This window comes from Acinetobacter corruptisaponis (assembly GCF_030053775.1).
Lineage (GTDB): Bacteria > Pseudomonadota > Gammaproteobacteria > Pseudomonadales > Moraxellaceae > Acinetobacter > Acinetobacter corruptisaponis.
Genome location: NZ_CP125669.1, coordinates 3,180,134 through 3,204,061 on the forward strand (window position 1 = coordinate 3,180,134; position 23,928 = coordinate 3,204,061).

The 23,928-nt window shown below is 43.0% G+C and carries 29 protein-coding genes and 1 riboswitch; of the genes, 16 read left to right on the top strand and 13 right to left on the bottom strand.

The annotated features are described in order from the left end of the window. Positions 1 to 11 precede the first annotated feature (11 nt). From QLH32_RS15080 to QLH32_RS15090, 3 genes are read left to right on the top strand one after another with little or no spacing between them, the layout of a single operon-like run. Positions 12 to 950, top strand: a complete 939-nt coding sequence (locus tag QLH32_RS15080; protein ID WP_283266861.1) for an ABC transporter permease — start codon at positions 12 to 14, stop codon at positions 948 to 950. Positions 951 to 959: 9 nt separating this feature from the next. After that, complete coding sequence (locus QLH32_RS15085) at positions 960 to 2,096, top strand: ABC transporter permease (protein WP_283266862.1); 1,137 nt, start codon at positions 960 to 962, stop codon at positions 2,094 to 2,096. A 12-nt stretch (positions 2,097 to 2,108) separates the two neighbouring features. Next, entirely contained in the window at positions 2,109 to 3,839 is a 1,731-nt protein-coding gene (locus QLH32_RS15090; protein ID WP_283266864.1) for an ABC transporter ATP-binding protein, read from the top strand. A gap of 57 nt (positions 3,840 to 3,896) precedes the next feature. Here the strand turns inward: QLH32_RS15090 and rluB are convergent, their stop codons facing one another. The 3 genes from rluB to QLH32_RS15105 are packed head-to-tail and all read right to left on the bottom strand — an operon-like array spanning position 3,897 to position 6,271. Then, complete coding sequence (rluB, locus tag QLH32_RS15095) at positions 3,897 to 4,838, bottom strand: 23S rRNA pseudouridine(2605) synthase RluB (RefSeq protein ID WP_283266865.1); 942 nt, start codon at positions 4,836 to 4,838, stop codon at positions 3,897 to 3,899. A gap of 42 nt (positions 4,839 to 4,880) precedes the next feature. Continuing rightward, entirely contained in the window at positions 4,881 to 5,480 is a 600-nt protein-coding gene (scpB, locus tag QLH32_RS15100) for an SMC-Scp complex subunit ScpB (RefSeq protein WP_283266867.1), read from the bottom strand. After that, positions 5,477 to 6,271 carry a segregation and condensation protein A gene (locus QLH32_RS15105; RefSeq protein WP_283266869.1) on the bottom strand — a complete coding sequence of 265 codons (795 nt, stop codon included), beginning with the start codon at positions 6,269 to 6,271 and terminating at the stop codon, positions 5,477 to 5,479. Before QLH32_RS15105 ends, scpB begins: the two co-directional genes overlap by 4 nt. 243 nt (positions 6,272 to 6,514) lie before the next feature. Between QLH32_RS15105 and QLH32_RS15110 the strand changes: the two genes are divergently transcribed. Next, positions 6,515 to 7,240 carry a GNAT family N-acetyltransferase gene (locus QLH32_RS15110; protein ID WP_283266871.1) on the top strand — a complete coding sequence of 242 codons (726 nt, stop codon included), beginning with the start codon at positions 6,515 to 6,517 and terminating at the stop codon, positions 7,238 to 7,240. Here the strand turns inward: QLH32_RS15110 and QLH32_RS15115 are convergent. Continuing rightward, complete coding sequence (locus QLH32_RS15115; RefSeq protein ID WP_283266873.1) at positions 7,232 to 7,990, bottom strand: hypothetical protein; 759 nt, start codon at positions 7,988 to 7,990, stop codon at positions 7,232 to 7,234. The two genes, QLH32_RS15110 and QLH32_RS15115, sit on opposite strands and share 9 nt — an antisense overlap. Positions 7,991 to 8,298: 308 nt before the next feature. Here QLH32_RS15115 and QLH32_RS15120 point away from each other — a divergent pair, with 308 nt between their 5' ends. Then, complete coding sequence (locus tag QLH32_RS15120; protein ID WP_283266874.1) at positions 8,299 to 8,775, top strand: hypothetical protein; 477 nt, start codon at positions 8,299 to 8,301, stop codon at positions 8,773 to 8,775. A 53-nt stretch (positions 8,776 to 8,828) separates the two neighbouring features. After that, entirely contained in the window at positions 8,829 to 9,389 is a 561-nt protein-coding gene (locus tag QLH32_RS15125; RefSeq protein ID WP_283266875.1) for a hypothetical protein, read from the top strand. 15 nt (positions 9,390 to 9,404) lie between these two features. On the opposite strand, the gene QLH32_RS15130 is transcribed toward QLH32_RS15125, so the two are convergent. Continuing rightward, the gene (locus QLH32_RS15130) at positions 9,405 to 10,022 is read right to left on the bottom strand and encodes an L-threonylcarbamoyladenylate synthase (protein ID WP_283266876.1); all 618 of its coding nucleotides are present in this window, start codon (positions 10,020 to 10,022) and stop codon (positions 9,405 to 9,407) included. Between the two features lie 87 nt (positions 10,023 to 10,109). Beyond that, positions 10,110 to 10,772 (bottom strand): elongation factor P hydroxylase, encoded by a 663-nt coding sequence (locus tag QLH32_RS15135; protein WP_283266877.1) that lies wholly within the window; start codon positions 10,770 to 10,772, stop codon positions 10,110 to 10,112. A gap of 96 nt (positions 10,773 to 10,868) precedes the next feature. On the opposite strand from QLH32_RS15135, the gene QLH32_RS15140 reads away from it, so the two are divergent. The 7 genes from QLH32_RS15140 (at position 10,869) to lysM (ending at position 15,053) form a co-directional block, all read left to right on the top strand. Next, complete coding sequence (locus QLH32_RS15140) at positions 10,869 to 11,429, top strand: YceD family protein (protein WP_283266879.1); 561 nt, start codon at positions 10,869 to 10,871, stop codon at positions 11,427 to 11,429. A gap of 79 nt (positions 11,430 to 11,508) precedes the next feature. Then, the gene (rpmF, locus tag QLH32_RS15145; RefSeq protein WP_004638135.1) at positions 11,509 to 11,694 is read left to right on the top strand and encodes a 50S ribosomal protein L32; all 186 of its coding nucleotides are present in this window, start codon (positions 11,509 to 11,511) and stop codon (positions 11,692 to 11,694) included. 197 nt (positions 11,695 to 11,891) lie between these two features. Then, positions 11,892 to 12,878: an ACP S-malonyltransferase gene (fabD, locus tag QLH32_RS15150; protein WP_283266880.1), complete on the top strand. Its 987-nt coding sequence runs from the start codon at positions 11,892 to 11,894 to the stop codon at positions 12,876 to 12,878. Next, positions 12,875 to 13,609, top strand: coding sequence for a 3-oxoacyl-ACP reductase FabG (fabG, locus tag QLH32_RS15155; protein ID WP_267980169.1), 735 nt, complete (start codon positions 12,875 to 12,877; stop codon positions 13,607 to 13,609). The genes fabD and fabG overlap by 4 nt, the downstream gene beginning before the upstream one ends. Positions 13,610 to 13,695: 86 nt before the next feature. Next, entirely contained in the window at positions 13,696 to 13,932 is a 237-nt protein-coding gene (gene acpP / locus QLH32_RS15160; protein WP_004655272.1) for an acyl carrier protein, read from the top strand. A 187-nt stretch (positions 13,933 to 14,119) separates the two neighbouring features. Next, on the top strand, positions 14,120 to 14,362 hold the full coding sequence (gene acpP, locus QLH32_RS15165) for an acyl carrier protein (RefSeq protein WP_279959463.1): 243 nt from the start codon (positions 14,120 to 14,122) through the stop codon (positions 14,360 to 14,362). A 217-nt stretch (positions 14,363 to 14,579) separates the two neighbouring features. Beyond that, positions 14,580 to 15,053 (top strand): peptidoglycan-binding protein LysM, encoded by a 474-nt coding sequence (gene lysM / locus QLH32_RS15170; RefSeq protein ID WP_283266881.1) that lies wholly within the window; start codon positions 14,580 to 14,582, stop codon positions 15,051 to 15,053. 78 nt (positions 15,054 to 15,131) lie between these two features. Here lysM and QLH32_RS15175 read toward each other — a convergent pair whose 3' ends face one another. Next, positions 15,132 to 15,899 carry a hydroxymethylpyrimidine/phosphomethylpyrimidine kinase gene (locus QLH32_RS15175; RefSeq protein WP_283266882.1) on the bottom strand — a complete coding sequence of 256 codons (768 nt, stop codon included), beginning with the start codon at positions 15,897 to 15,899 and terminating at the stop codon, positions 15,132 to 15,134. Positions 15,900 to 15,992: 93 nt separating this feature from the next. Here QLH32_RS15175 and QLH32_RS15180 point away from each other — a divergent pair, with 93 nt between their 5' ends. Continuing rightward, complete coding sequence (locus QLH32_RS15180) at positions 15,993 to 16,667, top strand: HAD-IA family hydrolase (RefSeq protein ID WP_283266883.1); 675 nt, start codon at positions 15,993 to 15,995, stop codon at positions 16,665 to 16,667. Between the two features lie 51 nt (positions 16,668 to 16,718). On the opposite strand, the gene ribB is transcribed toward QLH32_RS15180, so the two are convergent. Next, positions 16,719 to 17,378, bottom strand: a complete 660-nt coding sequence (gene ribB, locus QLH32_RS15185) for a 3,4-dihydroxy-2-butanone-4-phosphate synthase (protein ID WP_283266884.1) — start codon at positions 17,376 to 17,378, stop codon at positions 16,719 to 16,721. Between the two features lie 96 nt (positions 17,379 to 17,474). After that, positions 17,475 to 17,633: riboswitch (FMN riboswitch) on the bottom strand. Positions 17,634 to 17,819: 186 nt separating this feature from the next. Here ribB and QLH32_RS15190 point away from each other — a divergent pair. Together QLH32_RS15190 and QLH32_RS15195 are read left to right on the top strand one after the other, a co-directional pair. Then, positions 17,820 to 18,035: a hypothetical protein gene (locus QLH32_RS15190; protein WP_267980175.1), complete on the top strand. Its 216-nt coding sequence runs from the start codon at positions 17,820 to 17,822 to the stop codon at positions 18,033 to 18,035. A gap of 11 nt (positions 18,036 to 18,046) precedes the next feature. After that, a complete protein-coding gene (locus QLH32_RS15195; protein ID WP_283266885.1) occupies positions 18,047 to 19,228 on the top strand; it encodes a hypothetical protein in 1,182 nt (393 codons plus the stop codon). 9 nt (positions 19,229 to 19,237) lie between these two features. Here QLH32_RS15195 and QLH32_RS15200 read toward each other — a convergent pair whose 3' ends face one another. The 5 genes from QLH32_RS15200 to QLH32_RS15220 all read right to left on the bottom strand — a co-directional run bounded on the left by QLH32_RS15200 (position 19,238) and on the right by QLH32_RS15220 (position 23,677). Continuing rightward, a complete protein-coding gene (locus QLH32_RS15200; protein WP_283266886.1) occupies positions 19,238 to 21,028 on the bottom strand; it encodes a patatin-like phospholipase family protein in 1,791 nt (596 codons plus the stop codon). A gap of 175 nt (positions 21,029 to 21,203) precedes the next feature. Continuing rightward, the gene (panD, locus tag QLH32_RS15205; RefSeq protein WP_004655255.1) at positions 21,204 to 21,584 is read right to left on the bottom strand and encodes an aspartate 1-decarboxylase; all 381 of its coding nucleotides are present in this window, start codon (positions 21,582 to 21,584) and stop codon (positions 21,204 to 21,206) included. Between the two features lie 145 nt (positions 21,585 to 21,729). Continuing rightward, on the bottom strand, positions 21,730 to 22,311 hold the full coding sequence (gene pth / locus QLH32_RS15210; protein ID WP_004676505.1) for an aminoacyl-tRNA hydrolase: 582 nt from the start codon (positions 22,309 to 22,311) through the stop codon (positions 21,730 to 21,732). Positions 22,312 to 22,330: 19 nt separating this feature from the next. After that, the gene (rplY, locus tag QLH32_RS15215; protein WP_004676507.1) at positions 22,331 to 22,627 is read right to left on the bottom strand and encodes a 50S ribosomal protein L25; all 297 of its coding nucleotides are present in this window, start codon (positions 22,625 to 22,627) and stop codon (positions 22,331 to 22,333) included. 96 nt (positions 22,628 to 22,723) lie between these two features. Beyond that, the gene (locus tag QLH32_RS15220) at positions 22,724 to 23,677 is read right to left on the bottom strand and encodes a ribose-phosphate pyrophosphokinase (protein ID WP_004676510.1); all 954 of its coding nucleotides are present in this window, start codon (positions 23,675 to 23,677) and stop codon (positions 22,724 to 22,726) included. Positions 23,678 to 23,928 lie beyond the last annotated feature (251 nt).

Genomic DNA, 23,928 nt, shown 5'->3' on the forward strand with positions numbered 1-23,928 from the left:
GATGTGCCAAGATGTTTGCTTATGTCGTGCGTAGACTCTGGCAAATGATTCCAACCATGTTGGGTGTCATTTTGCTGATTTTTTTCCTGTTTAACTGGGTTGGTGGCGACCCTGCCTATATTCTGGCAGGCAAAATGTCCAATCCTGAACAGATTGAAAATATCCGTAAACAGTTGGGCGTGGATCAGCCTTATTACGTGCAACTCTGGATTTTTATTCAGCAAATCCTGACCTTTGACTATGGCGCAAGCTGGAGTACAGGTGAATCGGTATCGCAGATTATCTTGACCCGTTTGGGGCCATCACTGACCTTATTGGTTCCACTGGTGATTCTGCAAACCGTGATCTCGATTGTGCTGGCCTTGGCGGTGGCATCGGTACGTGGTTCACTGACAGACCGTATGGTCATGATGCTGTGTACCATTGGCATGTCGATCAGTATTTTGGTCTATATCATCATTTTCCAGTATGTTTTGGCTTACCAGTTGGGCTGGTTTCCTGTGCAGGGCTGGAGCGACAGCTTTCGCGAAAATCTATTTTATTATTCCTTATTACCCATCCTGATTATGCTGGTGGTGAGCATCGCACCGACCTTACGCTTATATCGTAGCTTTGTGCTGGATGAAATTCATCAGGACTATGTGCGGACGGCCCGTGCTAAAGGTGTGCCTGAAACACGGGTTTTGGGCGTTCATGTGTTGCGTAATGCTTCGATTCCGATTGTCACTGAGGTGATGGCAAGCTTGCCAGCTTTATTAATCGGTGCATTTCTGATTGAGCGTTTCTTTGGGATTCCTGGCATTGGGCGGGAAATTATTATTGCGGTGGAACGCAGTGATTTTCCTGTGATTAAGGCGATTACAGTCTATGTGGCAGCCGTCACCATGATTTTTAATTTGATTGCTGATCTGATTTACAAAGCCATTGACCCTCGTGTTCAGTTGAAATAGGAGGGAATCATGCTCAGTACAATTTTTAAAAATAAGGCCTCTATTGATCAATCTACAAAGTCAAATGGATTATGGCATCTGGCATTAAACCGAATAAAAGCAGACCGCATTGCCGTCATTTCCTTTTTGGTGGTGTTGTTCTATTTCATTTTGCTGGCTTTATCCATGACGGGCGTGATTGCATCGAACTGGAATAAGGAAGTGGCAGTCAGTTATGCGCCCCCCACTTTTCAGGGTGCGGATGCTGAACCAGCGACAGCAACCACTGAAACGACAGCAGCACTACCTGAAAACCCAGTCGACCCACTCAAAGATGTGATTCAACAACTCAATGCGGAAATTCAGGCGGAACAACATGGCAGTTCAGCCATAGACAACTATGGCATGATTGACCCATTAGCTGCGGATATGCAGGCAATTGATCAGCAGTTGGGCGGACATTTACTCGATCAACAACAGCAACTGAAAACTACCTTGCCATTTGGAGCAGATAAATGGGGGCAGGATGTTTTGCTTAAAACCATTAAAGGAGCTGAAACTTCAATTTTAGTGGGACTATTGGCAGCCTTATTATCGGTGATGATTGGCACATTTTTAGGGGCAATTGCAGGTTATTTTGGCGGTTGGGTCGATGATGTACTGAATTGGTTCTATAACATTTTCACCTCGATTCCTTATCTGTTATTGGTGCTGGCGATTGCTGCGGTGTTGCAGCAAAAAGGCATTCTTTCGATTGTACTCATTCTGGGCTTAACGGGTTGGACGGGGGTATTCCGTCTGATTCGTGCCGAATATATGAAGCACAAATCGCGTGAATATGTGCTGGCAGCCAAAGCCATTGGCGTCAGCAATATGCGTCGAATGTTTGTGCATATTTTTCCAAATGTCAGCCATATTGCCTTGGTACAGATTTCGATTCTGGTGGTGTCTTTTATCAAATCCGAAGTCATCCTTAGCTTTCTGGGTTTTGGGGTACCTGTTGGTGTGGTGTCATGGGGGAGTATGCTCAATGAAGCACAAAGTGAATTGATTCTAGGGAAATGGTGGCAATTGGCTGCGGCTTCGATTGCGATGGCGGTTTTGGTCACGGCATTTTCAATGTTTACTGATGCATTGCGTGATGCACTTGATCCCAAACTAAAATAGCGGAGAAATCAGATGCAAAATAATCATGAAACGCCGTTATTGGAAGTCGAAAATCTTTATATCAGTTTTAAGGGTGAAAACCAGCAGTGGATTGAAACGGTCAAGGGTATTTCATTTAATATTCCAAAAAATAAAACGGTTGCTTTGGTCGGTGAGTCGGGTAGTGGCAAATCCGTGACTTCATTGGCGATTATGGGTTTATTGCCCAAAGGGCAGAGCCAGATTGCCAATCAAAGCAAGATCAGCTTTGAGGGTAAGGATTTACTCAATTTATCCGCAAAGGAAATCCGCCAGATTTGCGGCAAAGACATTGCCATGATTTTTCAGGAGCCGATGTCCTCACTCAATCCTGTATTCACGGTCGGAGATCAGATTGCCGAAGTGCTTCGTATTCATTTAGGGATGAATCGTAAACAGGCAAGAAGCCGAGTGTTGGAATTGCTGCATGAAGTCGGTATGCCATCACCTGAAAGCAAAATAGATGCTTATCCAAGCCAGCTTTCAGGTGGTCAGCAGCAACGGGTGATGATTGCAATGGCAATTGCCTGTAAACCCAAACTTCTGATTGCCGATGAGCCGACTACAGCATTGGATGTGACCATTCAAAAGCAGATTATTGATTTATTGGAATCACTTCGTCAACGTCATCAAATGTCGATGCTGTTTATTACCCATGATTTGGCTTTGGTCGGTGAAATCGCCGATGAAGTGATCGTGATGCGTCATGGCGAAATCCGTGAGGCAGGCAAGGTTGAGCAGGTGTTGCAGCAACCCAAAGATGTGTATACCCGAGCCTTGTTACATTGCCGTCCACAGTTGTCCTCACGTCCATATCGTTTACCTGTGACCAGTGATTTTATGCAACAGGAAAATGGACAATTGGTTGAGGTCAGCAATTTAGCCGAACTTAACCTAAAGCAACGTAGTAGAGGACTGACAGGCGAAGAACCGATTATTTTGGATGTCAAAGACCTGAAAAAATCATTTTATAGCCGTAAAGGATTATGGGGCAAAGATGAGTTTCAGGCGGTTAAGGGTGTTTCATTTCAGTTGGCGAAAGGTAAAACTTTAGGACTGGTGGGAGAGTCGGGTTCAGGTAAAACCACGATTGGCTTATTGCTGATGCGATTGCATCAAGCCACAGGTGGGCAAGCCTTGATAAATGGTAAAGATATTTTGTCCATGACTGAAAAAGAATTTTCCCCATATCAGCGCAAGATTCAGATCATCTTCCAGAATCCCTATGCATCACTCAATCCCCGTTTTACCATTGGGCAGATTTTACTTGAACCGATGCGGATTCATGGCATTGGGCAAAATGATGCAGAACGTAAAAAGATGGCTTTGGAGTTACTGGAGAAAGTCAGTTTACCTGTAGATGCCTATGACCGTTATCCACATGAATTTTCTGGTGGACAACGCCAGCGAATCGCGATTGCCCGTTGCCTCACCTTAAAGCCAGAAATTTTAATCTGTGATGAGTCGGTTTCTGCGCTGGATGTGTCGGTACAGGCGCAGGTGCTGAATCTGTTGCAGGATTTACAGGACGAATTTGGACTGAGTTATATTTTCATTTCACATGATTTATCGGTGGTGAAATATATTTCAGATCAGGTCATGGTGATGAATCATGGTGAAGTGGTAGAAATTGCCAATTCGGATGAACTGTATTTGCATCCGCAGCATGAATATACCAAGAAGTTGCTCAATGCGATTCCGCAGGGGATCGGTCACCATCATTAAAGTTGAGCCATAAAAAAATGCTCTAATCAGAGCATTTTTTTATTTCAAGGCAAGGGATTAAAATTTCTTAAAGCCTTTGTTAAAACCAATGGTTTTGCGGCCATTGTTATTATTACCGTTGTGGCTGGAACGCTGCTGATCTTGCTGTTCATCATCACGGCGCTGTTGACGTAAATAACCGCCACGGCGTGCAGCCAATGGTTTTTCCGTCATTTTTTCAGTACGGCGTTTTGCCATACCAAACAGGCCAGTCCCCTGACGTGGCTTCAACTCAACTGATTTTGCCAGATTATCAATATCGGCTCGATCCAGCTCCATCCAGCGACCTGTACGCAACTCACGCGGCAGGATCACCGTACCATAACGGGTACGCAACAAGCGGCTGACTTTCAAGCCTTGTGATTCAAAGATACGGCGCACCTCACGGTTACGGCCTTCTTTCACCACGACCTGATACCAACGGTTGATACCATCGCCACCAATTTCGGAGAATGATTCAAACTTGGCAGGGCCATCTTCAAGTTCAACGCCTTTTAGCATATTGTTACGGATTTGTGGAGTGACTTCACCCATCACACGCACCGCATATTCACGTTCAACTTCATTGGAGGGATGCATCAAACGGTTAGCAAGCTCGCCATCATTAGTGAATAACAACAAGCCTGTACTGTTAATATCCAGACGACCCACCATTACCCAGCGATCATTGGCGATTTGAGGCAAATGTTCAAAGACAGTCGGACGATTTTCAGGATCATTGCGCGAACAAATCTCACCCTCTGGCTTATAGTAAATCAGGACACGGCGGCGAATTTCATCTTCAATCTGGAACTGCACCTTACGACCGTCAATACGCAGTTCATCAGTTGGTTCGATACGCTCACCCACCTGGGCAATGCGACCATTGATACTGACACGGCCAGCAGCAATCACCTCTTCCATATAACGACGTGAGCCTAACCCGACTCTCGCCAACACCTTTTGTAATTTTTCACTCATGACAGCACAACCTTAGACATAATGATCAACAGTTCACCTCTCTCAAGACTTCGGTGCATGTGCATCGAGAGCCATGAATGCTTCCTTGGCGTTCTGTAGGGGAGGCAATTGATTCAATGACACTAAACCAAAAGCATTTAAAAATTGGGGCGTTGTAATCAACAACGCAGGTCTTCCAGGTAAATCCCTGAAACCAGCTTCTTTAACCCAGTTCCAGTCAAAAAGAGTTCTTAAAATCTGGCTATTATTCGATACACCACGAATCTGTTCAATATCGGCACGCGTGACAGGCTGATGATAGGCAATCACGGCGACTGTTTCGAGCAGCGATGGCGATAGCTTGGTTGGACGTTCTGGCCAGACTTGGGCAATAATATTACGGTACTTGGCTCGCACCTGAAAACGAAAGCCCTGTGCCGTTTCAATCAGTTCAATGGAGCGGCCATGCTGCAACATCGCAAGCTGTTGTAAAAACGTGCGTAATTGCTGCTTGGAGTATTGGTTCTGAAAGGCTTCTTTTAACCGTGCAAGTGAAACGGCTGAGTCACTGGCAAATATAATTGCTTCAATCTGCAATAAAACATCATGATGAATGTCTTCAAGTGACATTCCCTCATTGGCATCGAACTGGTCTAAACTCATACGGCAATCCCCTGAACAGTCAGAGGGGCTTCAATGCCTGTATGAATAATTTGAATTTTTTGCTGACGTGTCAGTTCCAGCACCGCCATAAAAGTCACCACCATCCCCATACGACCCTGTTTGGGATTGAGCAGTTCAATAAAACTTAAACTTTCACCAGATGCAAGCTGGCTTTCAATATAGGCCATACGCTCTTCAAGCAATACAGGTTCTTGTGCAACCACATGGGTGATGGGTTCAGGACGGTTAAAGATACAGAATAATGCGTCACGCAGGGCATCGACATCATAACCCTCGTAGATTGGGGCAATATGACCAATACTGACATTGGTACTAAAGGTATCCCGCTCAAAAATTGGCATTTGCCCCAGACGTTCAGCCGCCTGTTTAATGCGTAAATAGGTTTCCAGACGGTCAATCAGTTCCTGTTTAGGATCTTTCTCAAATTGATCAGCAACTTTGGGTTTAGGAAGTAATAAACGTGATTTCAAGTCGGCAAGTAGCGCTGCCATCACCATATAATCCGCAGTCAGCTCAATATTCAGCGACTTCATGCTGTCCATATAGGAAAGATACTGAGTCGCGATTGGGGAGATGTCGAGCTGCAATAAATCAAAACCATTTTTTTGAATCAGGTAAATCAGAAAATCCAGGGGGCCCTCAAATTGCTCAAGCAAGATTTCAAACGCAGCAGGTGGTATGTACAAATCTTCGGGTATAGTCTTCTGCCACTCGTCAAGCACGCGAATGGATGGAGTAGACTCCAGAACTGAGGGGAGAGTTTGATTCATTACCGTTATAAGCCACGCGAATTTTCAAAAGCATGAAAGATATAATTTTGTGTGCAAGGACGACACAATGCTACCAAGAGCTTGGCTATTCTAATCGAAATAGCAAATTTAATAAATTACTCACTTACAAAAACCTTAAAGTTCTCAGGGTATTTTTTATTGTGATGCAATTCCACATTGAACAGAGCTAAACCTATGTTTAAATGGGTTTCCAAAAAGACTTTAATTAAACGATAACAGCCAATGAGAAATTATTTAAAAACACAACAGAATCAGTTTGGGCAAATGACTGGTTCTTCACTTGAGGAAAATGTGACTGCTTTTACTGTTCAGGGTGATATATCGAGACGATATGTCAGGCTGGTCGATGTGGCTCATGGCATAACAGATCAGGCGGCAGGGCAGTTATGGGAAGCGGTATCAACTGAACCTGATGAACGATGCTGGACCTATTTGCCTTATTCCGCACCACAGAGCCAGCAAAGCCTAAAAGATTCATTACAAAATTTATTTGGCTTCAAGGATTCCAGCCACTTTTTGATTGAGGTTGCTGGAGAGGTACAGGGTTGGGTTGCCTTGTTAAATCCCAGACTTGCACATGGTGCGGTTGAAATTGGCAATGTGTACTTTTCGCATAAGATGAAGCAATCCAGGGTAGCCACAGAAACCATCTTTTTATTGTTACAACAATGTCTTAACAATGGTTTTAGACGTGTTGAATGGAAGTGTGATGATTGTAATGAACCATCAAAGACAGCGGCTTTACGGTTTGGTTTTCAATACGAGGGATTGTTTCGTCAGGACCGCATTATTAAAGGACGAAATCGTAATACGGTATGGTTCTCGATGATTGATGATGAATGGCCAGAATTAGCGCATGCTTATCAACAATGGTTAAGTCCAGAAAATTTTGATCAGCGGGGTGTTCAGAAACAGCGGTTATCTGAATTGACCTCTAGGCTAGGATAAAAATTCATAGCTTATCATCATTGTCATTGAAAGAATTCCACCCAAAATGCAGCACAGTTTAAGAAAAACTGGAAAATGCTTCCAGGGTAACTGTGCTGTTCCATAAAGATACAAACTCTCTTTTCTGGAAATAGGATGAAATAATAAACCAATCCCTAACATCAGCATGAAAGGCAATATAAAACTAATTTGAAATAATGCCTTAGGCGGATTCTGATAAATACTAAATAGACATCCACTCGAAATAAGAACAATCACACAGGCAATTATGCGGGTTTGTTGTCGAGATTTAAAAAATTGGGCATCTAAAGCATATTGATCAATCACAGGGTGGAATACTGCTGGATCAGGTTGAGTTTGTTGCAGTATTTTTATTGCATTCAAAATTTGATAATAGTTTTTAGACTGGCGATAGGCTGTAATACAACCCCAAGCATACATTAAACTGATGAGGGCATAGCTGAACAGGGTTAAATCAGGAATCAGTGCCCATGCCATTAATGCAGAGATAAGGGTAAGAAAACCGCATAAAAATGTAATCGTTGAGAACTGGGCAATTTTAGAACGTAACCCAAGGCAGATAATACGTTTTCGGGATTCGAAAGTGGGCGCATCTGCACCAAGTGGTAATTTCCCTGACAATTTATCAATAAAAATATCAAGACTGCCATCAGTACGGTCTTGGCCCACACCAAATTGAATGATCTGTTCTAATGTTGCAATGTGTTGCTGCGTGTCACCGTTTTTCATACATATATGTCATTTTTGTTTTTGACACTAGCATAAGAAAAATTATTGATTCGTCAATACATTCAACTCAGCGTATCAATATAAGTTGACTTCAAGCTCAATAAGGTTTGATAAAGTTTTCTAAATAAAAATTTGTAAATCATCTTATATTTTCATCAATTTATTGTTTTTGAACCTTTTATCGGAAAAAGAGTTTATTTTACTATTGGAATTATTATTTTATTGAATTTTATAAATATTTATAAATAATAACGCTATATTCTATTTTATGTATTTATAGACTAAATAATGAAAATATGGGGAAAAATATGAATGTTAAATTTGTTGTGGTGGGGCTTCTGATTATTGGTGGATTATTCTATGGAACAGAAAAATACTGGCAGCATGAATTTGAGGAGACAGCACGAAATGGTCTAAAAAACTTTTCATATACACCAGAAATGAAAGATGCCATGAAAGACTTACCTATTAAGGCTGATATTCTCAATCAATATCCTAACCTGTTTTTTTACGTTGATTTTACTCAAGAGCTTCCAGCACAGGCAGAAGCGATAATTAAGACTAAACTTATGGAAAATAGCCAGAGAATAGCTTGCCAGGTTTTTTCGAGGCTTCCTGAAAAAGAGGATAAAGATAAGGCAAAAGCTATTGTAAATGTTATAGAAGAAGATAATGTTGCCATGACCTATATCGTAAAAGCTCGTTTTGGTAAGGTTTTAATGGAACATAAACAGGTGCTTACACAATGTCCTGAATTTCAACTACTTAAACAAAGTGTGTCTTAGGATTTTCTCAGACTGAAATATTGAGAATTACAGGGTTAGGAATCTGAATTGACATGAAAAATGTAATGATCGTTATTGCGATATTGATGATATTTTGGCAAGTCATCTATCCCAAATATCAGTCTTATAAATATGAAAAACAGGCTAGAGAATATTTAAAAACAACTTGGTCTGATGATACAAAAAAGGAAATTGCATCTAGGCAGCCACCAGGTTTGCAAATTGATCTTTTAAATCAATATCCCAATATTCGTATTTATCAAAACTTTTTAGTTAATGCCGTGGCTATTCCTGAATTGTTAAATAAACAAACATTCCAAAAGGCTTGGTGTAGTCAATTGAATGGATTGACAGCGATGGAGATTAAGCCACGTTTGGCGATGTTAAATGTATTGGAGCAAGATAAAGTCACTTTTTATTTAATAACCAAGGATAAATTTGGAAAGGAAATATTTTCTTTTCAGCAAAGAATTTCAGCCTGTCCTAATTTTGATAAAATTCGGACTGCAAAACAGGGTGAAATCATTGAAGAACCTAGAGAAGTGACTCGTGTGCCAAGCGCTGCTCCAGCGGTTCAAGGTTCTTCAAGTGAGCGGGCTGCATCGCTTCACTAAGTGACGTGTTCTGGTTTACTCAAAAGCACTGACATCACCGACACCACGACGTACAACGACAGGATTTTCTCCCGATAAATCCACAATACTGGTGGTGGATAAGGTGCCAAAACCACCATCCACAAATACATCAATCCGTTTACCCAACTGGTTTTCAATATCAAATGGATCATCCAACGGGTCTGCCTGATCAGGTAAAATCAGGGTACTGGTCAATAAAGGTTCACCCAGTTCTTTTAATAATGCCTGAGCAATCGGATTGCTTGGAATGCGTAAACCAATGGTTTTTTTCTTCGGATGCATTAAACGCTTTGGCACCTCACTGGTTGCAGGCAAAATAAAGGTGGTGACAGCAGGGGTATTATTTTTTAACAGCCGATACATGGCATTGTCCACTTTGGCATAGGTCGCAATGTCGGATAAGTCACAGCACATAATCGCATATTGATGCTTTGGACCCAGGCCACGAATCTGGGCAATCCGCTCCATCGCATTCTTGTTTCCAATCTGACAGCCAATTGCATAAGCTGCATCGGTTGGATAGACCACAACATCGCCTGCGCGAATACGTTCAACCGCCTGATTGATTAAGCGAGCCTGTGGATTTTCAGGATGAATATGTAAATGCAACATTTTGTAGCTCCCTAATCTAAGTGGCTGAATTAATTATGAAACGTAATTTTACTGGGGCGCAAGGTCTGGATGTGGTAATTTTGTCATTTAATCAAGGTATTCACGTTTAAATTCATCGAGTTGTAACGGCATGCCTTGACGTGTGCATAGGCAGATATAATGAATGAAATGTGCTGCATCACGAGGTAGCTTTGCTTCACCCGAAAAATAACGCTGTACTTGGGCAAAAACATTGTCTTTAAACTTTTGCCCATTGCCACCATCACCTGTCAAGTTATCCAGAGACACACGGAATTTCCGACCAAAAGCGGTTGCAAATAACCATTCAATGGCCTGTGGCTTGATTTCAACCTGTTCAAATAAAGCCTGTTGCTCGGCGCTGCGGCCATCGGGTGCATACCAATATCCCAGATCAGGTAAAATACGTCGCTTCTCACCAGAAATAGACCAGTGGCTAATTTCATGCAGGGCACTGTTAAAGAAACCATGGGCAAACTGGATTCGTGCAGGCTGTTCAGCGGTGGCTGGGAAATATTCTGGTTCAAAATCACCTTTAACCAAGGTGACATTATGGTGGGAAAACCAGTGATTAAAGTGTAAAATAAGCCAATCAACCTGCTCTGGTTCTGTTGTTAAGTTTTGCCAGGATGAGCGTTGCACTTGATCTGGTGATAACACAGGCGAAAGGGTTGAATGGGTTCCAACAAGTAATGAAGTTGTTACTTCAGGTTGCGGCTGCAACAGGTGCATTGCTTAACTTACCCCAAGTTCTGTCTAAAGAAGTGCAAAATTGTATCTTAATCTTTGACAGAGTACCGATGAATTTGTAGAATTGCCGCCTTAATTATGTCAGCAAACACTTTTCCAAGCCAAATCGAGCCATTTAAATGGGCTGAACAGGGCTATACATGGTCAGGAACACTGCCGTTGTCTCGCTTTGCTCGTATTGCTCGAGAAGCTGTTGGTTCAATTGATGATCAATTGATCAACATAGACTGTAAGCTATCAATGGATGCCTATCATCGTATTGTATGGCTGGATGGACATATTGACGCCAAAGTTCCAATGGAGTGCCAACGTTGTTTGGGGCCTGTTGAAATTGAACTGGTTTCAGATTTTCATTTAGCCTTGGTTGATGATGAGTCACTGATAGAGCGATTGGATGAGGATGCTGATTTCATCGTCTTAGGTGAAAGTGAGTCTTCGAAAAAAGGTGATTTTGATACGCCTGCTTCCATTGACTTGCTCGCATTGCTAGAAGATGAATTGTTATTGTTGATGCCTTTGTCTCCCAAGCATGATGCCTGTGAGCATAAGCATCAACCTGCCGTTCAGGAAGTTGTTGAAGAAAAACGGGACAATCCGTTTGATGTTTTGGCAAGTTTGAAAGGCAAACTTAACTCATAACACAAATTGTGTTATCATGTTGAGTTAAGACAACTGAATTTGTTCTGATCCATTTTTTCGATCTTTGTAAGGAGCCATCATGGCCGTTCAGCAAAACCGTAAAAGTCGCTCTCGCCGTGACATGCGCCGTTCACATGACGCTTTAACCGAGAATGCATTATCTGTAGACCAAACTACTGGTGAAACTCATCGTCGTCACCATGTGACTAAAGACGGTATTTACCGTGGTCGTCAATTATTCGCTAAAGCAGCTGATGCTGAATAATTGAGTCATATGCATTAAGCGTTAGCTTAAAGTATAGAAAAAATGGGAGCGAAAGCTCCCTTTTTTGTTGTTTTTCGCAATTAAAAAACGATTTAATCAATGGTAAATTGCCGCATCGGGAAAGAGTCTGTTGCCATTCTCATGTAATATCGTGGGTATGGATCAAACTGGCAATAGACCATTTTAAGGATTTTTATATGTCGATTAAACGACTTGGGCAGGTAGCTCAAGCAACAAAAACAGCATTTGTTTTTCCAGGTCAGGGCTCACAAAAAGTGGGTATGCTGGCTGAACTCGCAGAGCAGTTTAGTGTCGTTAAAGATACATTCACAGAAGCTTCAGAAGCAGTTGACTTTGACCTTTGGCAGATTGCACAAAGTGGTGAGGGGCTGGATCAGACTGAGAATACCCAGCCTGTATTACTCACGGCCAGCATTGCCTTATGGCGTGTCTGGCTGGAACTGGGTGGTGTTGCACCAAAATTCCTTGCTGGCCATTCTTTAGGAGAATATAGCGCACTGGTTGCGGCAGAAGCCATGACCCTTGCCGATGCGGTGAAACTGGTCAATTTACGCGGTAAATTGATGCAGAATGCAGTTCCTCAAGGTGAGGGGGCAATGGCGGCAATTTTAGGCTTGGCCGATGAGAAAGTGATTGAGCTTTGTAAAAATGCGTCTGCCGCTGGTCAGGGTTCAGTTGATGCCGCCAATTATAATGCGCAGGGGCAGGTGGTCATTGCGGGTAGCACGGCATTGGTTCAGCAAGTCATGGCTGAGGCAAAAGAGCAGTCTGGTAAGGCGATAGCCCTGCCTGTATCTGTCCCATCTCATTGTTCCCTCATGAAACCTGCTGCTGAACAGTTTGCTGAAGCTTTGGAACAAACTGCCATTGAGCTACCCCGCATTCCTGTAATACAAAATGTCAACGCGGAAATCGCAACGGATGTTGCCCAGTTACGTCAGGCGCTCACTGCTCAGTTGTACCAGTCGGTGCAATGGACACGTACCATGCAATATCTACAGGATCAGGGTATTCAGTATGTGGTTGAATGTGGACCAGGTACGGTGCTCAGCAATCTTGCCAAGCGATTACCGAACATAGAAAAAGCATTTGCAATTGATAGCAAAGCACGTATGGAAGATGCCCTAAGCGCGGTCTTGGTGGCAGAAGGAAAAATTGCATGACACAACAACGAAAGGTTGCGTTGGTGACAGGAGCAAGCCGAGGAATTGGCGCAGCAATTGCACAGCAACTCATTCAAGACGGTTTTTTTGTGGTTGGAACTGCGACCTCTGAATCAGGCGCACAAAAACTGACAGAAAGCTTTGCTGAAAACGGAACAGGCGCTGTGCTTGATGTCCGTAACGGTGAGGCCATTGATGCGCTGGTTTCAGACATCGAGCAAAAACATGGTGCGGTTCTTGTATTGGTCAATAATGCTGGAATCACCAAGGACAACTTGTTGCTTCGCATGTCTGAAGATGACTGGGATGACATTCTTAATATTCATCTGAAAGCTGTTTACCGTTTATCCAAGCGGGTACTCAAGGGCATGACCAAGGCACGTTTTGGACGCATTATCAACATCAGTTCAGTGGTTGCACATTTTGCCAATCCAGGACAGGCCAATTACTCCGCAGCGAAAGCAGGCATTGAGGCATTCAGCCGTAGCCTAGCCAAGGAGATGGGCAGCCGCCAGATTACGGTCAACAGTGTGGCACCTGGTTTTATTGCAACAGAAATGACTGATCAGTTAAGCGAAGATGTTCGTAAAAAGATGAGTGATCAAGTAGCTTTAAATCGTCTGGGTGAACCACAAGATATTGCGAATGCAGTGAGTTTCCTTGCCAGCGATAAGGCTAGTTACATTACTGGTACAGTTTTACACGTAAATGGTGGTTTATACATGGCCTAAGTGGTGATGTATAAACTTTTAAAAATTTTTATATTCAATTAAACTAGTGGCAAATTAAAACGCCACAAGCAATGAGGAGAATTCCTGTGAGCGATATCGAACAACGCATCAAACAAGCTGTAGCTGAACAATTAGGTATGCGTGCTGAAGAGATCAAGAATGAAGCATCTTTCATGGATGATTTAGGTGCTGACTCTTTGGATTTGGTTGAACTTGTAATGTCTTTTGAAAATGATTTTGACATCACCATTCCAGATGAAGATTCAAATGAAATTACAACAGTTCAATCTGCAATTGATTATGTAACCAAGAAACTTGGTTAATCATCCTGCATGATCGAAAGCCACCGCAAGGTGGCTTTTTTATGGGCTTAACTTTTCGCTGGAGAGAACATATACATATTTTTACAAGAAAAAATAAACTCTGGATATGAAAAATAACGATTTGAGTGTATAAAATTTATTCGATTTAAAATAACGAATTAAATCATAAAAAATAAAGGGAAATTTTATGGATATAGCAAAACGTATTAAACAAATCATCATTGAGCAATTTAGTGTAGATGAGCAGGAGGTTAAGCCTCATGCAACTTTTACAGAGGATTTAGGGGCCGATTCATTGGGGGTGGTTGAACTCATTATGGCTCTTGAAAGTGAGTTTGGTATTCAAATTCCATATGAAGCGGCAGAGAAAATTATCACAGTCCAATCCGCAATTGATTATATGGCGAATATTGTGGGAGAAAATGCCTAAATTGCATCATGCCTTAAGTTGATCGAAAGCCATCGTAAGGTGGCTTTTTTGTGTATGTAGAGAAATGAATAAACATATTTAACCTGATTCTAATGAATATACATATAGTTACAAGACCTCGTTAAATTGAAACTCGAGTCATTTATTTTTTCTGTATAACTAATAAGTAGGTCGATTCTGGCTAAGCATCATTAAATAACTATAGAGGAAATAACAAATGGGTCTTTTTGATTTTGTTAAAGGTATTGGTAAGAAAAATACGGCACCAGCAGAGCCACAAGCTGCTCCAGCAACGCCAGCTGAACCCTCAGCTCAAGAAGTTGCAAATAAGTTATTAGGTTTAATTAAAAGTCTAGGTTTGGGTGTTGAGGGTTTATCCGTTACCTATAACGGTACAACTGATCTGGCAACAATTAAAGGGCAAGTCAAAAGTCAGGCTGATAAAGAAAAGATTGTACTTGCAGTTGGAAATGTTGACCATGTGGCACAAGTTGATGACCAGATGACAGTTGAAGCACCTGAACCTGAAAGCAAATTCTATACAGTGAAATCAGGAGATAACTTATCTAAGATTTCAAAAGAATATTATGGTGATCCAAACCAGTACAACAAAATTTTTGAGGCAAACCGACCGTTGTTAAAAAATGCCGATGACATTTTTCCTGGTCAGGTGTTGCGTATTCCGCAGTAATTTGTGAATTGTAAAAAAGGCGCATAGGCGCCTTTTTTATTTAATAAATTCTAGACGATTTATCAATTTGAAAATAGCTTAAAACCGCTTCGGAATCTTTTGACCATTCACTACAGGCGATTCCGCATTTTTCAAAACACCAAATAACCATGTTTCTGCATGTTGAACTGCAATTTTAAGGGAATCTCCCAAAGCCAAACGACCTGCAATAAAGCTCGCCAAAGAACAACCTGAACCATGATATTGACCCTCTAAACGAGGACAAGTACTTTCCGCAATCATTTTACCATCAGCATAGAGCACGTTACGGATATGATCAGGCGTATCTTCATGTCCACCTTTCACTAAGACCGCTTTTGCGCCCATCTCAAATAGTTTTTGCGTGGCTTGTTCAATATCATTCAGGCCAGTTAAAGCCCTTAACTCAACTGTATTGGGCGTGATCACTGTTGCCAAAGGGATTAACTCAACAAAGGCTTTGACCAATGTTGCCTGATCACCCAATGAGCCACCACTATTGGCGACAAGTACAGGATCCAGCACATATAAATAGTCAGGGTGTTCACGTAAAAACTTAACCAGAGCAGCAATATTATCCGTTGTACCAAGCATGCCAGATTTAACACATTTAATCGGTAAATCACCCACTACAGCATTGGCTTGTGCCAGCAATAATTCTTTTGAGGTGGCTTCAAAACCAAATACTTGTTGCGAGTTTTGAATGGTAAGGGCAGTACAGGCAATCGCTGCATGCGCACCACTTTGCCCAATCGCTTCAATATCTGCCTGTAAACCAGCACCGCCTGATGGATCTAAACCTGAAAAACAAAGTACGGTTGGACGCACTGCAATTTCCTTTTATGTTGTCATTTAGGCTAGTATAGGGGAGTTTTGAGAAACTCTCGATGATGTTGTGTAGGGCTGTAAGAGATTGAACGAATGACGATCAAAAATATTCTGATAGATTTGGATGGAACATTAACTGACCCGAAAGCGGGGATTCATCGTTCAATTCGTTATGCTTTAGAAAAACTAGGTCACCCCTTAGCTGATGAAGTTGATCTGGACTGGACCATTGGACCACCGCTGAAAGCGTCATTGGCAAAATTATTGAATACTCAGGATGATGACTTGGCTGAACAGGCATTACTTGCTTATCGTGAATGTTTTTCGGTGACGGGTTTATTTGAAAATGAAGTTTACCCTACAGTTGCCGAGACTTTACAGCAATTGCAAGCACAAGGTTATGCTTTATTTCTAGCGACAGCGAAGCCAACGATTTTTGCCAAACAAATCCTTGTGCATTTTCAGCTCGATTCATATTTTACTGAAATGTATGGCAGTGAGTTGACAGGTGAGCGTACCAATAAGGCAGACTTAATTGCTTATATTCTGGAACAGGAAAATTTGAATGCTGCTGAATGTATCATGGTCGGAGATCGTCAGTATGACATTATTGGCGCGCGTACCAATGGTATTGACACCATTGCGGTGAATTATGGTTATGGAACGGCAGAGGAACTCGCCCAAGCACAACCCATCACACAGATTTCCCAGTTTAGTGAGTTGATTGGATGTATGGCTGAATTAAATGCAGAGCGAAAAGTTTCTTGAAGTGTCACTGATAAAAATGCCTCGATGTTTCGAGGCATTTTTATGTTTTAACTAAATATTATGCTTTAAACGATATTGTACTAACTCTTCAATACTAATCACGGTTAAATCATGCGTTTGAGCATAAGCCAAAACCTGAATGCCTGAAGCCATTGAACCATCTGGATTGGTTAATTCACACAATACCCCCGATGGTTTTAAACCTGCCAAACGTGCTAGGTCAATAGTGCCCTCAGTATGTCCACGACGGGTGAGTACACCGCCATCACGCGCACGTAAGGGGAAAACATGACCTGGACGGCTGAGGTCACTGGCAACAGCACCGTCTTTGGTCGCGGCTAAAACAGTGGTTACTCGGTCTTTAGCTGATACACCTGTGGTCACGCCTTGCGCTGCTTCAATGGTGACGGTAAAAGCTGTTTTAAATTGACTGGAATTATCCACGACCATAGGTGGAAGCTCTAAATGATCAGCCAGTTGTTCGGTTAAGCATAAGCAAACGATACCAGAACCATCGCGAATCATTTGTGCCATGACTTCGACTGTTAGTGTTTCAGCGGCAATAATCAGGTCAGCTTCATTCTCACGGTCAAAATCATCCATGACCAACACAGGTTTGCCGTGTCGGATATCTTCTAAAGCTTGTTGAATACGGTGTTCAGCAGGGGAAAGGGCTGAAAAGAAAAGTTCGGGTTGGATTAAACTTGACATAATGAAACGCTCTCGTAAATAGGCTACGGTTGAACATTTCAGGACTGATGTAAAAATAAGCGTGCACAAAAACAACCCAAAAGAGTGTTTCGGTGGTTTCGTCTTCTTTCATCCGGACTATACCGTCGGCTTTGGCATCTCACCAAATCTGCGAGTATATAAAAATATATACAGGCTCGTGGGCTGGTTAGATCATTCAGTAAAAAATGTCTAACTTACCACCGGTGGGGAATTTCACCCCGCCCTGAAGCGATGTGCCCTGATTATAGCCAAATTTTGTGTGAAAAAGACAACTTTTTATAGAATCAATCGTTCTATCAAAATGAAAAAAGTAGCTGAAACCTGATTGGCATTTTTCTGTTGATGAGTTGAACTGGTAATACTTTAGAATTGAGCATACACTCAAAAGATAAAACAACAATAAAGTGGAAGAGTTTGCTGATGGAGAAGATGAATCAAACTGAGCTGGAGCAACTGGCGCAACAGTTACATCGGCCTGTGATGAGCCTTAAAGATTTCTCACAATTATCTGAACAGGATTTAAATGTATTAAATCAACAGTTACAACAAACCATTCAACAGGAAAATCGAAGAATCAATCAAAGCTTGTTTCAAATGCCATTCTTTTTGCGTTTATTTTTTAAAAATAACAAATAAAGGGGGATATGATGACCCGACTCGCTGTGCATGCAGAAATTATCAAGCTTGCCCATATCCTAAATGTCTCAGAACAACAACTGGCATTCTTGCAGACACTGGCACCAGAAAGTCTTAGGCAGTTTCGTTTTGCGATCATTGAGTTATTACAGGATCAGCAAAAGCCACGCTTTCGATATTTGGCCAGATGGGTGAACTGGCTACCGAGTTGGCTTACGGTTTTGATGGTCAAGCGTTTTTTAGACCCTTTCATCGTGGCGCAAATCGCAATTCATTTATCCACTGAAAATTTATATCGCATCGCCAAACATTTATCTGCCAAAACACTGGCCGCCATTTCAGTTTATTTAGACCCACGATTGGCAAGGGAATTATTGGCTTACTTCACCACGCATCAGATTATGGATATTGCCCAAGTGCTGTTGCAACAACGTGACTTTGTGACGATGGGGCGATTTGTCAGCATGTTGTCTGATGAGGTGGTGCAGGATGTCGCGCAGATTGTTGAACAGGAAAGTGACCTACTGGAAATTGCCTTTTATATTGAGTCCAGAGAACAGATTGATCATCTGGTTCATGTGTTGCCGAAACAGCGTATTGAGCAGGCTTTATTGATTATTACTGATCCAGGTCAGCGATTGGTCTGGCCAAAATTATTGGCCTTGATGAGCCATATTGGTTATGGTCTCAAACAGGAGTTGGGTGATCTTGCGGTTCAACAGGGTGAGAACGTAATCAATGCCATCATTCAGGCTGCACAGGAAGATCAGTTGTGGGAGGATATGCTGCCTGTCGTGGCCTGTTTATCTGAACAGGCTCAGCATTATGTTGCCAATTTACCTGCCTTGCGACAGGTTGAGATTATCCAGAGTATTGTTGCCGCAGCGGATCGTTGTGACTTATGGACAGATATGCTGGTGGTGGTCAACTATATGCAGGATGAGGCCAGACAGGCAGTTGCAAGCGCGATTGCCCAAATTGATGAAGAGGTGTTACATCATATTGCCTATGCATCTTTGTTGCGTTCGCAATGGGAAGTCACCTTTGACATCGTGCGTCGTATGCCCATTGAGAAACAGCAGCAATGCCAGAAAATTCTGGATGCCTATATGCAGCAATTGGATTCAGAGACCTATCAATATTTAGATCGCTTGCTTGAGCGTTATCAGATTCATGCTGCGACTGTACATTAAAATGACTTTTTAGGAAGATGGTAGGGTATCCCGAATAGGCTCGAGTGTTGCCAATGCATGTTCATAGCCCCGTTCCACCAGCTCATCCAGTTTGTGCCAGTCAAACATACCAATCCCTGCGATTGGCATACGAATGTGTAAATTGGCGCGTTCAATGGCGGCTGCCTGAATCATGGTGTCGCTGGCAAGGGTGGCGGTGCGCATGAGAATTTCTGCCAGTCGTGGTGCAGGAAGCAGTTTGTCCTTAATAATTTTATTCCAGTTGAGCAGGGCACTTTGATCAGGTTCTTCCAAACCTATACCAGGCACCCGAATGTCGTCATGCAGACTCACATTGCTAGCGATGATGGTGCCTCTTTCCAGATTCTGCATCACGTCAGTGGGTAGGTTATTAATGACACCACCATCACAGAGCAGATTTTCATGCCAGGCTACAGGTGGGGCAACGCCTGGTACGCTCATACTGGTGCCGACCCATGTTGCCAGTTCTCCCTGATCATGGATGACTGCTTGCCCTGTGGAGAGATTGGTCGAGATGCAGTAATAGGTCTGTTTGAGTTCCTCAATGCGTCGATGCCCAAAAATGGCATGCAGCCGTGCGTGAAAGCGCTGCCCCCGAATCAGTGAGACTCTGGGCATGGTATAGTCATTCAGATAATTGCGCGCCACAAAGGTTTCATAGGCAATATGCGCCATTTCCACACTGTCAAACCCACAGGCGACCAGTGCGGCCACAAAGGCACCCATACTGGTGCCACCAACAATATCAACAGGGATATGCAGTTGTTCCAGTGCACGGATTAGACCAATATGGGCAAAACCACGCGCACCACCGCCGCCAAGTACCAAGCCCACGCCTTTACTGGAAATCTGTCTGGCAACCGCACAGATATCTGCCTGTGCCCACGGATGAATAAAATAATGGGCGCGGGCATGGTAAAGCTGTTTCCATTGCAAGGTATGGGGAGATGGATCACCGTCAGAGCGTAACAGCACCAGTTCGATGGGGCTTTGCCAATCATATTGATTCAGTACATCAACGAGTTTGGTCTGGATGGGCGTCTGGTTGGCTTCAGCAAGGATCAGGATGCGGTCAGCCTGATGCAGGCAACGTTTTGACCATTCATCATCATTGCGATGGGCTGCATAAAGAACATAACAGTGCTTTTCTTCCAGACTGGCTAACCAGTGCCTCAACTTTAAGTCATTGTAACCATAATCAAGTGGGGTTTGGCTAAAGCCATGTCCAAACAGCGCATCCACATGCGCTGCCGTAACCAGACGCACGTGGGGCCAGCGTAGTAAATGCTCTGTCAATTTTTCAGCTAAATGAATCGCAGGAATGTGTGCTGAGACAGGAACAACGGACAAGGTTCGGCTATTACTCATGGCATGGGTGTGCTGGAGTTCAGGCTGGGAGCGGGCAATGATCAGACGGGATAGCGCAAACAGCACTTTAGGATGAGACTGGATAAACTCGATAAATTGTGGTTGGGGAATACTGAGCAATGTGGTGTCCCGTGTGGCATGCACCGTGCCATGATGAGGCTGATTGGCAATCGCTCCCATTTCACCTACAAGCTCATTACGTCCCAGATAGGTGGACAAGCCTGTAGCACTGCTGAGTTTCACCCGTCCATAGGCAATGACATAAACATCGTTGGCAATATCATTGACCTGATAAAGCTGCTGACCTGTTTGTAGATGACAAATCTGGCAATAACTGGCCAACGTCTCTAGAGTGGCATGATCCAGTTCGGCAAAGGGCATGACCTTGCTCAGGGTTGTTATCATATCCATATTGATTAAATTATCTTTATTTTCTATCTATTTAATAAAGCAATACTGGAACATACTTTACAAGTTGGGTTGCGTAAAAATAATGCATTAATTTTAGATGTTTTGTATGTTCTCATAACATGAAAAAAGCCAGTTTATTTTTAAACTGGCTTTTAGGAATCTTGATGTTTTCTGCTTATGCAATTTGTACAGGAATACAGTTTGCTGTGTGGTTTACTGTATTGTCTGGGTTTGCATAGACCAAACGTGGTTTGTGCAGGTTTGCCTCAACTTCAGTGAAATCACCAAAAGTTGCAATAATCACTAAGTCACCAACATCAGCCTGATGGGCTGCACCACCATTCACTGAAATAATGCCTGAATCATCTTCACCACGAATTGCGTAGGTTGTGAAGCGTTTGCCGTTGGTTACGTTCCATACGTGGATTTCTTCGTATTCACGAATCCCTGCTAAGTCCATTAACACACCATCAATTGCACAGGAACCTTCATAATGAAGTTCCGCATGTGTCACAACTGCGCGGTGAATTTTACATTTTAATAAACGAGATAGCATGGCTAGCGTCTCCTGAGTAAGACCTAAGACGGATATCTTATGGTTGACTTGTCACGTTTCCGCAGGCTGTAGGCGGTTTGATGCGCATTTTGCGCCTAAAACTGCAATATGGCAAGCGTGATTGATCAACAATTTCAGTTTAAGTTTAAGCGGGTTTGTATGCATTAATTTGATTCATGGCCTGTGGAACCTGTCCACTCACAAGCATTTTGACTTGTGATAAGGCATGGGCAATTGCGGCATCCATTAAATCTTGTTCACTGCTGGGAGCTTTGCCAAGCACATGACCAGAAACACGTTCTTTGGAACCAGGATGTCCAATTCCAATGCGTAAACGATGGAAGTTGGGACCCATATGGGGAACGATGTCACGGAGACCATTATGTCCGCCGTGTCCGCCACCTGTTTTCAAGCGAATCACGCCAGGGTCCATATCCAGTTCATCATGAGCAATTAAGATTGACTCAGGTGCAACTTGATAGAATTTGGCGAAAGGGGCAACACTTTGACCAGAACGGTTCATAAAGGTGGTAGGGAGGAGTAAACGTACATCATGGCCCTCAACTTGGCCACGACCACTGTATCCATGAAACTTGGGATCAGCTTTTAAATTGATGCCATAACGGTCTGCAAGCTGTTCAACAAACCAGAAACCTGCATTATGGCGGGTTTGGGCATATTCCTTTCCAGGATTGCCCAAACCAACAATTAGCGAAATACTTGACACTAATTTATGCCTTTAACACTTATGCGCGTTTAAAGTCAGCGTGCATTGGAGTGTTTTTAGCTGGGTGACGTTGCAATGCCTGGATTTTAACATTTTCAACTTTGTCACCGATTTTGATTTCGATTACTTCTTCAAAGAAAGCATTGCTTTCTAAAGCCTTAACGATTTCACGAAGCTCTAAAGTAACAGTTACAGGCTCAGCACTACCACCATAGATAATCGCTGGAATTTGCGCTGCGTGACGAAGGCGGCGGCTCGCACCTTTCCCTTGTTGAGCAGCTTCACGTGCTTGAGCATTTAATACGAAGTTTGCCATGGGCATATCCTCATTGAGATTTAAGAAACTAAACTTGCGACCAGTTTAGTGATAGAAAGCCCCGCCATAAGGCAGGGCTTGAAAAAAGCTGGGGTATTATAGATAACTATCGAACATTGCGCTAATAGATTCTTCGTTATTAATACGACGAATTGTTTCAGCAACCATGCTGGCAACGGAAACCTGGCGAACTTTGCCTAAAGTTAATGCTTCATCTGAAAGTGGAATGGTGTCAGTCACCACAAGTTCATCAATCACAGAGTTGCGCAGGTTATCAAGTGCCTTGCCAGATAGAACAGGGTGGGTTGCATAGGCAATCACACGGCGGGCACCAAACTGTTTCAGGGCATCAGCCGCCTTGCAAAGCGTACCAGCAGTATCCACCATATCATCGACAATGACACAGTCACGGTCTTTGACGTCACCAATCAAATGCATCACTTGAGATTCATTGGCTTTTTGACGGCGTTTGTCAATGATGGCCAGGTCGATGTCACCCAACTGCTTTGCAACAGCACGGGCACGAACAACACCACCCACGTCAGGTGAAACCACCATGAGGTTGTCATGTTGTTGCTGACGCAGGTCAGCCAATAACGCTGGTGTACCGTAGATATTGTCCACTGGAATATCGAAGAAACCCTGAATCTGGTCTGCATGCAGGTCAATCATAACCACACGGTCAATTCCCACAGTGGTCAGCATGTCTGCAACAACCTTGGCGGTAATTGGCACACGAGCAGAACGTGGACGACGGTCTTGGCGTGCATAACCGAAGTAAGGGATGACAGCGGTGATGCGACCAGCACTTGCGCGACGCAAAGCATCTGCCATCACCAGGATTTCCATCAGGTTATCATTGGTTGGGGCACAAGTGGACTGAACGATGAATACGTCTTTACCACGTACATTTTCAGTGATTTCAACTGAAATTTCACCATCAGAGAACTTGCTTACAGCAGCGGCACCTAGAGGGATATGTAAATGGCTTACGACTTTTTGGGCGAACTGTGGATGAGCACTTCCACTAAAAACGACGAGATTGGGCATGAAGCACCTGAGCGAGGATTACGTGAAGCAACGCTTCACCCGAGCGCAAGTGAAAAATCTATGATTTTTCTAAAGAGGATTACATGAAGCAACGCTTTGCCAAAATATAAAGGGAAAATTTATAATTCTTCAAAATGAAATCAAGTGAAACAACGCTTGATTCAAGTATGGAAAATCTATAACTCTTCCTCATAGAGGTTAAGCGAAACAACACCTCACCCAAGCGCAAAGAGGAAACTCAAAATTTCCCC

Excerpts from the sequence above, each read along its gene's own strand:
- QLH32_RS15080 (WP_283266861.1), top strand. The coding sequence starts at position 12 with ATGTTTGCTTATGTCGTGCGTAGACTCTGGCAAATGATTCCAACCATG.
- QLH32_RS15085 (WP_283266862.1), top strand. The coding sequence starts at position 960 with ATGCTCAGTACAATTTTTAAAAATAAGGCCTCTATTGATCAATCTACA.
- QLH32_RS15090 (WP_283266864.1), top strand. The coding sequence starts at position 2,109 with ATGCAAAATAATCATGAAACGCCGTTATTGGAAGTCGAAAATCTTTAT.
- rluB (WP_283266865.1), bottom strand. The coding sequence starts at position 4,838 with ATGAGTGAAAAATTACAAAAGGTGTTGGCGAGAGTCGGGTTAGGCTCA.
- scpB (WP_283266867.1), bottom strand. The coding sequence starts at position 5,480 with ATGAGTTTAGACCAGTTCGATGCCAATGAGGGAATGTCACTTGAAGAC.
- QLH32_RS15105 (WP_283266869.1), bottom strand. The coding sequence starts at position 6,271 with ATGAATCAAACTCTCCCCTCAGTTCTGGAGTCTACTCCATCCATTCGC.
- QLH32_RS15110 (WP_283266871.1), top strand. The coding sequence starts at position 6,515 with ATGAGAAATTATTTAAAAACACAACAGAATCAGTTTGGGCAAATGACT.
- QLH32_RS15115 (WP_283266873.1), bottom strand. The coding sequence starts at position 7,990 with ATGAAAAACGGTGACACGCAGCAACACATTGCAACATTAGAACAGATC.
- QLH32_RS15120 (WP_283266874.1), top strand. The coding sequence starts at position 8,299 with ATGAATGTTAAATTTGTTGTGGTGGGGCTTCTGATTATTGGTGGATTA.
- QLH32_RS15125 (WP_283266875.1), top strand. The coding sequence starts at position 8,829 with ATGAAAAATGTAATGATCGTTATTGCGATATTGATGATATTTTGGCAA.
- QLH32_RS15130 (WP_283266876.1), bottom strand. The coding sequence starts at position 10,022 with ATGTTGCATTTACATATTCATCCTGAAAATCCACAGGCTCGCTTAATC.
- QLH32_RS15135 (WP_283266877.1), bottom strand. The coding sequence starts at position 10,772 with ATGCACCTGTTGCAGCCGCAACCTGAAGTAACAACTTCATTACTTGTT.
- QLH32_RS15140 (WP_283266879.1), top strand. The coding sequence starts at position 10,869 with ATGTCAGCAAACACTTTTCCAAGCCAAATCGAGCCATTTAAATGGGCT.
- rpmF (WP_004638135.1), top strand. The coding sequence starts at position 11,509 with ATGGCCGTTCAGCAAAACCGTAAAAGTCGCTCTCGCCGTGACATGCGC.
- fabD (WP_283266880.1), top strand. The coding sequence starts at position 11,892 with ATGTCGATTAAACGACTTGGGCAGGTAGCTCAAGCAACAAAAACAGCA.
- fabG (WP_267980169.1), top strand. The coding sequence starts at position 12,875 with ATGACACAACAACGAAAGGTTGCGTTGGTGACAGGAGCAAGCCGAGGA.
- acpP (WP_279959463.1), top strand. The coding sequence starts at position 14,120 with ATGGATATAGCAAAACGTATTAAACAAATCATCATTGAGCAATTTAGT.
- lysM (WP_283266881.1), top strand. The coding sequence starts at position 14,580 with ATGGGTCTTTTTGATTTTGTTAAAGGTATTGGTAAGAAAAATACGGCA.
- QLH32_RS15180 (WP_283266883.1), top strand. The coding sequence starts at position 15,993 with ATGACGATCAAAAATATTCTGATAGATTTGGATGGAACATTAACTGAC.
- ribB (WP_283266884.1), bottom strand. The coding sequence starts at position 17,378 with ATGTCAAGTTTAATCCAACCCGAACTTTTCTTTTCAGCCCTTTCCCCT.
- QLH32_RS15190 (WP_267980175.1), top strand. The coding sequence starts at position 17,820 with ATGGAGAAGATGAATCAAACTGAGCTGGAGCAACTGGCGCAACAGTTA.
- QLH32_RS15195 (WP_283266885.1), top strand. The coding sequence starts at position 18,047 with ATGACCCGACTCGCTGTGCATGCAGAAATTATCAAGCTTGCCCATATC.
- QLH32_RS15200 (WP_283266886.1), bottom strand. The coding sequence starts at position 21,028 with ATGGATATGATAACAACCCTGAGCAAGGTCATGCCCTTTGCCGAACTG.
- panD (WP_004655255.1), bottom strand. The coding sequence starts at position 21,584 with ATGCTATCTCGTTTATTAAAATGTAAAATTCACCGCGCAGTTGTGACA.
- rplY (WP_004676507.1), bottom strand. The coding sequence starts at position 22,627 with ATGGCAAACTTCGTATTAAATGCTCAAGCACGTGAAGCTGCTCAACAA.
- QLH32_RS15220 (WP_004676510.1), bottom strand. The coding sequence starts at position 23,677 with ATGCCCAATCTCGTCGTTTTTAGTGGAAGTGCTCATCCACAGTTCGCC.